This is a genomic window from Mycobacterium sp. (assembly GCF_046095365.1).
In the GTDB taxonomy this organism is placed as follows: Bacteria; Actinomycetota; Actinomycetes; order Mycobacteriales; family Mycobacteriaceae; genus Mycobacterium.
In genome coordinates this window covers 1-9,885 of the sequence record NZ_JBJTJF010000215.1, presented here as the reverse complement: position 1 = coordinate 9,885, position 9,885 = coordinate 1, and the positions used below count along the sequence as shown (strand labels likewise).

At 65.7% G+C, this 9,885-nt stretch carries 11 protein-coding genes; 8 read left to right on the top strand and 3 right to left on the bottom strand.

The window, feature by feature from the left end; genetic code table 11:
- Positions 1-72: 72 nt before the first annotated feature.
- From ACKOQ4_RS17015 to dnaB, 7 genes are all read left to right on the top strand, one after another.
- The gene (locus ACKOQ4_RS17015; protein ID WP_526293766.1) at positions 73-1,668 is read left to right on the top strand and encodes a glycosyltransferase family 87 protein; all 1,596 of its coding nucleotides are present in this window, start codon (positions 73-75) and stop codon (positions 1,666-1,668) included.
- Positions 1,637-2,275, top strand: coding sequence for a DJ-1/PfpI family protein (locus ACKOQ4_RS17010; RefSeq protein WP_526293765.1), 639 nt, complete (start codon positions 1,637-1,639; stop codon positions 2,273-2,275). The genes ACKOQ4_RS17015 and ACKOQ4_RS17010 overlap by 32 nt, the downstream gene beginning before the upstream one ends.
- A 113-nt stretch (positions 2,276-2,388) precedes the next feature.
- Positions 2,389-2,679 (top strand): 30S ribosomal protein S6, encoded by a 291-nt coding sequence (gene rpsF, locus ACKOQ4_RS17005; protein WP_526293764.1) that lies wholly within the window; start codon positions 2,389-2,391, stop codon positions 2,677-2,679.
- A 78-nt stretch (positions 2,680-2,757) separates the two neighbouring features.
- Positions 2,758-3,273 (top strand): single-stranded DNA-binding protein, encoded by a 516-nt coding sequence (locus tag ACKOQ4_RS17000; protein ID WP_526293763.1) that lies wholly within the window; start codon positions 2,758-2,760, stop codon positions 3,271-3,273.
- Between the two features lie 48 nt (positions 3,274-3,321).
- Complete coding sequence (rpsR, locus tag ACKOQ4_RS16995; RefSeq protein WP_526293762.1) at positions 3,322-3,582, top strand: 30S ribosomal protein S18; 261 nt, start codon at positions 3,322-3,324, stop codon at positions 3,580-3,582.
- Between the two features lie 28 nt (positions 3,583-3,610).
- A complete protein-coding gene (rplI, locus tag ACKOQ4_RS16990; protein ID WP_526293761.1) occupies positions 3,611-4,066 on the top strand; it encodes a 50S ribosomal protein L9 in 456 nt (151 codons plus the stop codon).
- Positions 4,067-4,541: 475 nt separating this feature from the next.
- Positions 4,542-7,181 (top strand): replicative DNA helicase, encoded by a 2,640-nt coding sequence (gene dnaB, locus ACKOQ4_RS16985; RefSeq protein WP_526293760.1) that lies wholly within the window; start codon positions 4,542-4,544, stop codon positions 7,179-7,181.
- A gap of 388 nt (positions 7,182-7,569) precedes the next feature.
- Here the strand turns inward: dnaB and ACKOQ4_RS16980 are convergent, their stop codons facing one another.
- Positions 7,570-7,761: a hypothetical protein gene (locus ACKOQ4_RS16980; protein ID WP_526293759.1), complete on the bottom strand. Its 192-nt coding sequence runs from the start codon at positions 7,759-7,761 to the stop codon at positions 7,570-7,572.
- An 8-nt stretch (positions 7,762-7,769) separates the two neighbouring features.
- On the opposite strand from ACKOQ4_RS16980, the gene ACKOQ4_RS16975 reads away from it, so the two are divergent.
- On the top strand, positions 7,770-8,582 hold the full coding sequence (locus tag ACKOQ4_RS16975; RefSeq protein ID WP_526293758.1) for a hypothetical protein: 813 nt from the start codon (positions 7,770-7,772) through the stop codon (positions 8,580-8,582).
- A 53-nt stretch (positions 8,583-8,635) separates the two neighbouring features.
- Here the strand turns inward: ACKOQ4_RS16975 and ACKOQ4_RS16970 are convergent, their stop codons facing one another.
- Both ACKOQ4_RS16970 and ACKOQ4_RS16965 read right to left on the bottom strand, forming a co-directional pair.
- The gene (locus ACKOQ4_RS16970; RefSeq protein ID WP_526293757.1) at positions 8,636-9,685 is read right to left on the bottom strand and encodes a Wadjet anti-phage system protein JetD domain-containing protein; all 1,050 of its coding nucleotides are present in this window, start codon (positions 9,683-9,685) and stop codon (positions 8,636-8,638) included.
- The coding region (locus ACKOQ4_RS16965; RefSeq protein ID WP_526293756.1) for a hypothetical protein at positions 9,682-9,885 on the bottom strand (204 nt) is incomplete at its 5' end. The genes ACKOQ4_RS16965 and ACKOQ4_RS16970, both read right to left, overlap by 4 nt.

Sequence of the window (9,885 nt, the reverse complement as noted above, 5' to 3'; positions counted from 1 at the left end):
CGCCAGCAGCACCAGCCCGATGAGGAACATCGCCCGCAGGGGGGTCAGCACCCGGGTCCGTCCGACCAGTGCGTGCCGGCCCACCGGGCCGCCGACGACCGCGACCTGCCCAGCCGCACCGACGCGATCGGCGAGGCGCTCAGCGAGGTGGTCGGCGGCCCGGTGGGCCGGCACGCACTGGTCGGACGGACCCGGGTGCTGACCCCCCTGCGGGCGATGTTCCTCATCGGGCTGGTGCTGCTGGCGCTGGGCTGGTCGACGAAGGCGGCCTGCCTGCAGACCGTCGGCAACGGGCCACCCGACCAGCGGGTGGCCAACTGGCAGAACCAGCGCGCCTACTACGAGCTGTGCTATTCCGACACCGTGCCGCTGTACACCGCGGAGTTGTTGAGCCAGGGCAAGTTCCCGTACAAGTCCAGCTGGCCGGAACTGGACTCCCAGGGCAAGCCGCGTACGCAGTACGACGGCAGCACGGCCATGCGCTACATGGAGTACCCGGTGCTCACCGGGGTCTACCAGTACGTGGCGATGTCGTTGGCCAAGACCTACACCGCGGTGGCCAAGGCCACCAAACTGCCGGTGCTCAACGGCGTGGCCGAGGTGGTGATGTTCTTCAACATCTGCGCTTTCGGCTTGGCGCTGGCCTGGCTGGCGACGGTGTGGGCGACTGCGATGCTGTCCGGGCGTCGGGAGTGGGACGCCGCCCGGGTGGCCGCCTCGCCCATTCTGATCTTCCAGATCTTCACCAATTTCGATGCTCTGCCAACGGCTTTGGCGATCGGCGGCCTGCTGGCATGGGCCCGCAGACGGCCCGTTCTGGCCGGTGTCCTGATCGGCCTGGGAGTCGCCGCGAAGCTCTATCCGGTGCTGTTCCTGATACCGCTGCTGGCGCTCGGCGTGCGGACGGGCCGGCTCACCGAGGCCCTTCGCACGTCGGTGATCACCGTGGTCACCTGGGTGGCCATCAACCTGCCGGTGATGCTTCTCTACCCGCGGGGCTGGTCGGAGTTCTTCCGGCTCAACACCCGCCGGACCCAGGACATGGACTCGCTGTTCAACGTCGTCAAGTCCTACACCGGCTGGCGCGGTCTGGACCCGGGCCTCGGCTTCTGGCAGCCGCCCGTGGTGCTCAACGCCGTCGTCGTCGCGTTGTTCGGCTTGTGTTGCGCGGCAGTCGTTTACATCGCGCTCACCGCGCCCAGACGGCCCCGGGTGCCGCAACTGCTGTTCCTGGCCGTGGCGGCGTTCCTGTTGGTCAACAAGGTATGGAGCCCGCAGTTCTCGCTGTGGCTGGTTCCGCTGGCGGTGCTGGCGCTGCCGCACCGGCGGGTGCTGCTGGCCTGGATGACGATCGACGCACTGGTCTGGGTGCCGCGGATGTACTACCTCTACGGCGAGCAGAACAAGGGACTGCCGGAGCAGTGGTTCACCACGACGGTGTTGCTGCGCGATCTTGCCGTGGCGGTCCTGGTGGCCTTGGTGATCCGCCAGATCTACCGTCCCGCAGAGGATCTGGTGCGCTGGGATGGCCGGATCGACGACCCGGCCGGCGGAGTGTTCGACCGCGCGCCCGACGCATTCCCGCCCCGGTGGCCGCAGCGGCTGCGGCCGGCCCGACCCGCACTGGAGGTTGCCGATGCAGGTAGCGATCGCGCTGTTCCCGCGTAACACCGCGCTGGATTCGATCGGACCCTATGAGGTGCTGCAGCGGGTGCCCTCGATCGACGTGGTGTTCGCCGGGCACCGGCGCGGCGAGGTCCGCACCGACAACGGGATGCTCGGACTGATCTGCGACGCCACCTTCGACGAGGTGCCCCGGCCCGACGTGCTGCTGATCCCCGGCGGGGTCGGCACCCGCGCACTGATGCGCGACGAGACCATGCTCGGCTGGGTGCGCGGAGCGCATCCGCACACCCTGTTCACCACCTCGGTGTGCACCGGCAGCCTGGTCCTGGCCGCCGCGGGCCTGCTCGACGGACTGACCGCCACGACGCACTGGTCGTGCCAGGACGTACTCGGATCGCTGGGCGCGCTCTACACCCCGCAGCGGGTGGTCGAGCACCTGCCGCAGCGGATCATCACCGCGGCCGGGGTGTCCAGCGGCATCGACATGGCGTTGCGGCTGGTGGAACTGCTGGTCGACCGGCAGGCCGCCGAGGCCAGCCAGCTGATGATCGAGTACGACCCGCAGCCGCCGTTCGATTCCGGCTCGCTGGCCAAGGCCTCCGAGTCCACCCGGCTGCTGGCCATGGAGTACGGCGCCCAGCGGAGCTGATTTCGCTGATCAGCCGGGCCTGCGGTAGCCTGACCCGGTTGCCGACGCAGGCGACCCTCCTGCCGCGGAATCCGCCGCGGCCGCACACGACCATAGGAGGTGATGAGGTTCCCATGCGTCCATACGAAATCATGGTCATCCTCGACCCCACCCTCGACGAGCGCACGGTCGCCCCGTCCCTGGACACGTTCCTCAACGTGATCCGCGGTGACGGCGGGTCCGTGGAGAAAGTCGACATCTGGGGCCGGCGACGGCTGGCCTACGAGATCGCCAAGCACGCCGAGGGCATCTACGCCGTCGTCGACGTCAAGGCAGAGCCGGCCACCGTGTCCGAGCTCGACCGTCAGCTCAACCTGAACGAGTCGGTGCTGCGGACCAAGGTGATGCGGACCGACAAGCACTGACGACCGAAAGCCGTCGTAGCCCCTGCCTAGGCTCATCGCAACGGCATACCCGCATCTACCGATTCCCAGGAGGACCTTGTGGCCGGTGACACGACCATCACCGTCGTCGGAAACCTGACCGCCGACCCCGAACTGCGCTTCACCCCCTCGGGGGCCGCAGTCGCCAACTTCACGGTGGCTTCTACCCCGCGGATCTACGACCGGCAGAGCGGTGAGTGGAAGGACGGCGAGGCGCTGTTCCTGCGCTGCAACATCTGGCGGGAGGCGGCCGAGAACGTCGCCGAGAGCCTGACCCGGGGTGCCCGGGTGATCGTCACCGGGCGCCTCAAGCAGCGGTCCTTCGAGACCCGCGAGGGTGAGAAGCGCACCGTCTTCGAGGTCGAGGTCGACGAGATCGGCCCGTCGCTGCGCTACGCCACCGCGAAGGTCAACAAGGCCTCTCGCGGTGGCGGTGGCGGTGGCTTCGGCGGCGGCGCACCCGCCGCCGGCGGCGCCGCACCCCGGGCGAATTCCGGTGAGTCCCAGGATGACCCGTGGGGCAGCGCCCCGGCCTCGGGCTCCTTCGGCGGCGGCGACGACGAGCCGCCCTTCTGATCCCGTCCGCGCCCGCGCGCGAACTCCGAGAACGAAAGAGATTGACAGATGGCAAAAGCCAAACCGACCAAGCGCCGTCCGGCACCGGACAAGCCGATCAAGACGCGCAAGTGCGTGTTCTGCTCCAAGAAGGGCCAGAACATCGACTACAAGGACACCGCGCTGCTGCGTACCTACATCAGCGAGCGCGGCAAGATCCGCGCCCGCCGGGTCACCGGGAACTGCGTACAGCACCAGCGCGACATCGCCATCGCCGTGAAGAACGCTCGCGAGGTCGCCCTGCTGCCGTTCACGTCGGCCACCCGCTAGCCAAGCGGAACAAGAACGGAAGCGAGAGATGAAACTGATTCTCACCGCCGAGGTCGAGCACCTCGGAGAGGCCGGAGACACCGTCGAGGTCAAGGACGGGTACGGACGCAACTTCCTGCTGCCCCGCGGACTGGCCATCCCGGCCAGCCGCGGCGCTCAGAAACAGGCCGACGTCATCCGCCGTGCCCGGGAGGCCAAGACCGTGCGCGACCGCGAGCACGCCGAGGAGATCAAGGCCGCCATCGCCGGACTCGGCCCGGTGGTGCTGGCCGTCAAGACCCACGACTCCGGCAAACTGTTCGGCTCGGTCAGCGCCGGCGACGTCGTCGTGGCGATCAAGAAGGCCGGCGGCCCCAGTGTGGACAAGCGGTCGGTACGGATGCCCAAGGCCCACATCAAGGAGGTCGGCAGCCACTCGGTGGTGGTCCACCTGCACCCCGAGGTCGATGTGCAACTGACTCTCGACGTCGCCGCGCAGGGCTAGACGCGAGACTTCGGAATCCCCGGGCGCCGGCCGGCCAGGCCGCCCCGGGGATTCCTGTTTCTGGCGAACGCCGTGCCCGCGGGGAACCCAGCTAACGTAACCGGACGTTAACCGCCCGCACTCGCGGGCGACACGCAACACGCCCGAACCGGCAAGGTGAACCGACACGCCGGGGTACTTCCCATCCACAGTCCCGGATGGCCGCTAATCTGCGGTTTACGTGGACAGATGCGGCAAAATTTCATAGTGATCCACAGGTTTTCCCCAACCCGCCAACACCATTACCCCCAGCTGTCCACAGACCGCTAACAGGTTGGCCAACAGGGCCGGTTCCATCTGGCTTCAGCAACCTTTAGCGTTCCATGGGTCAGCCGGGGTGGGTGACGACGAAATCCGCTGTTTGTCAGTGCCGGTTCGTAGCGTGAGACGCGCTAGTCGAACTCGAGTTCGATCCCGAGGAGGTGGGTCCGCCCCGATGGCTGTCGTAGACGATCTCGGCCAGCAGCCCACCATGGACGGGCCGGCCGCAGCGGCGGAGGATTTCGGCCGCCAGCCGCCCCAGGACTTGGCCGCCGAACAGTCCGTGCTGGGCGGCATGCTGCTGAGCAAGGACGCCATCGCCGACGTGCTGGAGCGGCTGCGCCCCGGGGACTTCTACCGCCCCGCCCATCAGAACGTCTACGACGCCGTCCTCGACCTGTACGGCCGCGGCGAGCCCGCCGACGCGGTCACCGTCGCCGCCGAACTCGACCGCCGCGGTCTGCTGCGCCGGGTGGGCGGTGCGCCGTACCTGCACACGCTGATCTCGACGGTGCCGACCGCGGCCAACGCCGGGTATTACGCGGGCATCGTCGCGGAGAAGGCGCTGCTGCGCCGGCTGGTGGAGGCCGGCACCCGGGTGGTGCAGTACGGCTACGCCGGGGCGGAGGGCGCCGACGTCGACGAGATCGTCGACCGCGCCCAGGCCGAGATCTACGACGTCACCGAGCGGCGCACCGCCGAGGACTTCGTCCCGCTGGAGGCGCTGCTGCAGCCGACGATGGACGAGATCGACGCGATCGCCTCGCAGGGCGGCCTGGCGCGCGGTGTGCCGACCGGATTCACCGAACTCGACGAGCTGACCAACGGGTTGCATCCGGGGCAGATGATCGTGATCGCGGCGCGCCCGGGTATGGGGAAGGCGTTGAAACTCGATACGCCGCTTCCGACCCCGACCGGCTGGACGACGATGGGCGAGGTCAAGGTTGGCGACTGGCTCATCGGTGCGGACGGGATGCCGACGCGAGTGGTCGCCGCGACCGAGGTGATGATCGGGCGGCCCTGCTTCGAGGTCGAGTTCTCCGACGGCTCGGTGATTGTTGCCGACGCTGAGCACCAGTGGCTAACGGAAACCCGAGCGTCTCGGAAGTCGGCTCAGTCGGCTGCCGTCGGCTACAACCGGTCTAGGAATCAGCGCACCTTCGCGGCAATCCGTACAACGCAGGAAATCGCAGCAACACTGCGTCGTGAGACCAGCAACCGCCGGCTCAATCATTCCGTCGTGAATGCGCGTCCGCTCCAGGCGCCCGAGGCGCACCTACTTGTTCCGCCCTACACGCTGGGTGCCTGGCTCGGCGATGGAACAACCGCGAGCGCGCAGATCACGTCCGCCGATCCCGAGATCATCATGCACATCGAGGCCGAGGGCATCGAGGCGACCAAAACGCCTACGGCGGTGTATCGCTACCGACTGCGTCTGCCGAGTGCTCCCGCCGTCGAGGCCCGCGAGTGTGTCGTATGCGGTAACTCCTTCGTTCCGCAGACGAGCCAGGTCCGGACATGCGGTCGCTCGTGTGGGGGAAGGGCCCGATTCGTATCGCCGGCCGTTCCGTCGCCTACCTGCTCGCACTGCGGCGGGCCATCCTGCGGTTTGCGGCTATGCCAGGGCTGCCGTAACGCTGTAGGGACTTTGCAGGCCTGCCTTCGATCTGTCGGGGTCCTCAACGCCAAGCACATCCCGCCGGCCTACCTGCGGGCTTCCGAAGCTCAGCGCCGAGCGTTGCTCGCCGGCCTTTTGGACACCGATGGGACCGTCACCAATGGGGGTGCCATTCGGTTCAGCGTGACCGATCAGCGCCTGGCCGATGATGTATTCGAACTGATAATCAGCCTCGGCTATCGCTGCCACCGCGCGACCAAGCGGGTTCTCGGACGGTCCGAAACCCGGTCCACGGCGTACATCTTGAATTTCTCGACAGAGGACGACGTGTTCCGGCTGCACCGGAAATCCCAGGCCCACAAGGAAAGGCGGGCCAGAGTCGGGACCGCCCGGTCGGGATCGCGGTTGATCACCGATGTCCGTCCGATCCCCAGTGTTCCAGTGCGATGCGTCGAGGTCGACAATGCCGACCATCTCTACCTGGCGGGACGGACGATGATCCCGACGCACAACTCCACTCTCGGCCTGGACTTCCTGCGCTCCTGCTCAATTAAGAACCGGCTCTCCAGCGTGGTGTTCTCCCTGGAGATGAGCAAGTCCGAGATCGTGATGCGCCTGCTGTCGGCGGAGGCGAAAATCAAACTCTCCGATATGCGTTCGGGCCGGATGAGCGACGACGACTGGACTCGGCTTGCCAGGCGGATGAGCGAGATCAGCGAGGCGCCGCTCTACATCGACGACTCGCCGAACCTGACGATGATGGAGATCCGCGCCAAGGCCCGCCGGCTCAAGCAGAAGTCCGACCTGCGACTGGTGGTGATCGACTACCTGCAGCTGATGACCTCCGGCAAGAAGGTCGAGTCACGCCAGCAGGAAGTCTCCGAATTCTCCCGGCAGTTGAAGCTTCTGGCCAAGGAACTCGATGTGCCGGTGGTGGCGATGAGCCAGCTGAACCGCGGCCCGGAACAGCGCACCGACAAGAAGCCGATGCTGGCCGATCTTCGCGAGTCCGGCGCTATCGAGCAGGACGCGGACATGGTGATCCTGCTGCACCGCCCGGACGCCTTCGAACGCGACGACCCTAGGGGCGGGGAGGCGGATCTGATTGTGGCCAAGCACCGTAACGGGCCCACGCGTACGGTGACGGTGGCGCATCAGTTGCACCTGTCGCGGTTCACCAACATGGCTCGGCAGTAGTCTTCTTGTGTCGAGATGCAACGAAGATTGACAAAGCGCTCTTCGTTGTTAAACAACGTGAGGCTGCTCGGATAGGTGTTTTGGGCCTTTTCCCCTGGTGGGAATGGGTTTTGGCGCCGACGGCCTTGTCAAAGTATCTGTCAATGTAGGTCACTGGGCGGATTGCAATCGGTGTGACGAAATAAGGACCGCCTGAACTGCTACGACTGCGAATTCAACTCGCGCGCGAAGGCCGTTGGTAGCGACGGCAGTCGGCTGACCTGCTGCTCGCCTCCTTCACGTTTTCCGTTGAGTGACGTTTCGTCACGGTGTTTTTCGGTCCAGCGCCCGGCAATAGCTTCTGGAACGCCAGGTCCTCAGACTGCTTCAGTGACTTCGGCAGCCGACATCAATTCTGGGGATCGGTGAAGTCCTCGGCGCGACGTAGTTGCTCGTCTTCGGTGATGATCTCGACGCCGACGAGGTCGACGTCGTCGATCACCTCCGCCGCGCCGGCGCGCGCCGTCGCCAGGGCTTGGTCGAGGGTCATGCCGTCGACGTGGATGGTCAGTTCGATGCCGCGGCCGCGAGGTCGACACACTTGATGTTTTGACCTTTGGACGTGAAAGCCTCGATGAGATTCTTGCTGCTGCAACAACAGAATTCGGTGACGTAGCGGGCACCGGTAGCAGCATCGCAGTCACCGATTCGGACGATTCTGAATTCGATCGCCCGGTACCCACAAAGGCAGTTACGCTGCGTTTGGTTGAGGAAAGATCGATGTCGATTCCTCGCATGCGTGTCAAGCAGACCGAGCCGAATCTCGACTTCGAGCCGAGCGTGGCGCAACGGCTTGTGGAGATGGCTGCGCAGGAGTTCTCTGTTGTGGCTCGTGTAGTCAAGAAGTCAGACACTGCCGTTCAACTTCCCCGCGTCACTTTCGTAGAGATGACCGTTCAAAGAGTTGTCTCGTCTTTGGTTTATCTGAGCCTGCCGCTCCACGGCGTCGGCGTCGGCGCTCTTGTCGAGAGGTTCCTTGATGGAACCAGCACTCATGAGGGCGACGCCAACATGGTTGCATACGACTGGCGGGTCGCCGGCGATTTGCTATCCCGACAAATTGATGTGGCCTATCGGAAAACTGCCTCAACAATGTTTGAGGCGTCGAAACCGAGCAGTCTTGAGCTCCGCGACCAAGTAATCCATGTTGCGGATGATTGGGTAGCGCCCCTGGACTTGGCCTCGCTTGAATGGGGCCCTAGTTCGGTTAGGCAGCCGATCGTGGGATGGAAGCGATGCAAAGTGCGGACATTACTGAGTGAGGTTGAGCCCGTATCACCGCCTGAGCGTGGCCGATCTACCGGGCAGTGTCTGTGCAGGCTCACACGGCCGGATCGCCCCGGAGCCTTAGCGAGAACCTAGCGTTCACCGAGTCCGGAAGATCGCCTAGCCAGGCCTCGAAACGTTTGCTCCGCTCATGCCCGGAGTCCTTCGACCCAATGGGCAATAACGTCTGCGGGAATGGCTTCCTGAGCGACTCGGGCATGCGCCGCGCGGATGGGTTGGAGCCTGGTATCCAGAATGTCTCCCAGCCACGCGCGACCGCTGTCGGATGGCGGCCAGTTAATCTCGCCGATGTTCTGACCCGGGTGGTCGGCCATCGCGTCCCAGAGGTGATGTGCGGGGCGAAGCGGCGGTCCGTTGATCGCCGTTGAAAGTCGCTGTGCCTCAACAGCGATTGCCAATCCGTCCGGGTCCATGTCTCCCCAGTACCAGACGGTTCCGCGCGCAGGACCGTGCCCGGCGATATCGACGGTCAATGTGGGCACCTGGGAGGGGAAGGCTTTGCCCGCACCCCAGACGACGAGGCCGACCGGGTGGGCAGGTTCGGAGCGCAGAACTTCGACGGCGACCCAATAGGGGTCGCTGTTTTCCACGACGAGCACATCGGGGCCCGCTCCGACACGTGCAGCCGCCAGCGGCGCGGGAATGCGGGTACACGCGAGCATGGTTAGGCTCAGCCGGCCGGCGTCGAAGAGATTCGTTTTCATCATGGCCTCGAGTTGCTTTTCATCACCGAACAGCTCAGCGGAGCGGTAGCGCATCGGGACGATCGGTACGGAGATGCCGGCGGTTCGGACGAGCCACTCGTTGATGGCGACCAATTGGGTGTACCGGGACTCGCTCAGGGTTGGCAGGGAGGCCACCCATCCCATGCTCGGTAGCCACGGGTAGGTGGTCCAAGGCCGCTGCCGAGCTGGCGCTCGCGTGCCGGGAACGGTGACCGATCGAGGCAGAGGCGGCGAGGTACTGGCATCCCAGGCCCCGACAGGAAGGTTGATCACCCCCGTTGTGTCGAGGGCCCGCAGTGCTTCATGAAGCGCCGGCGCCTGCAGGGGGTCGCCGACCAGTCGAGGCGCAGCGACGTTCCACATCGACCAAATGTCTGGCAGCGCAATGCGGATTCGGCCGGCTGCGGTGAGATGGTCGGCGAGCGCGCGGACTTCGTTCGGCCGGGCGCTCATTGACGGAGCTCGTAGCGAATGCCGTCGACCCAGTTCTGGGGTGAATCTGGCGCCCTCGTTCCCGAGAGGGCCTTTGTGATGTCGATGCCGTCCACGGTGCGGGCGCGCAGCCGCAGGAACGACATGTTGCGCCGGACATCGCCGTCGTTACGCAACTTGATGATGACGGAGCCGATCCCACTGAAGGCTCTCTCCACATT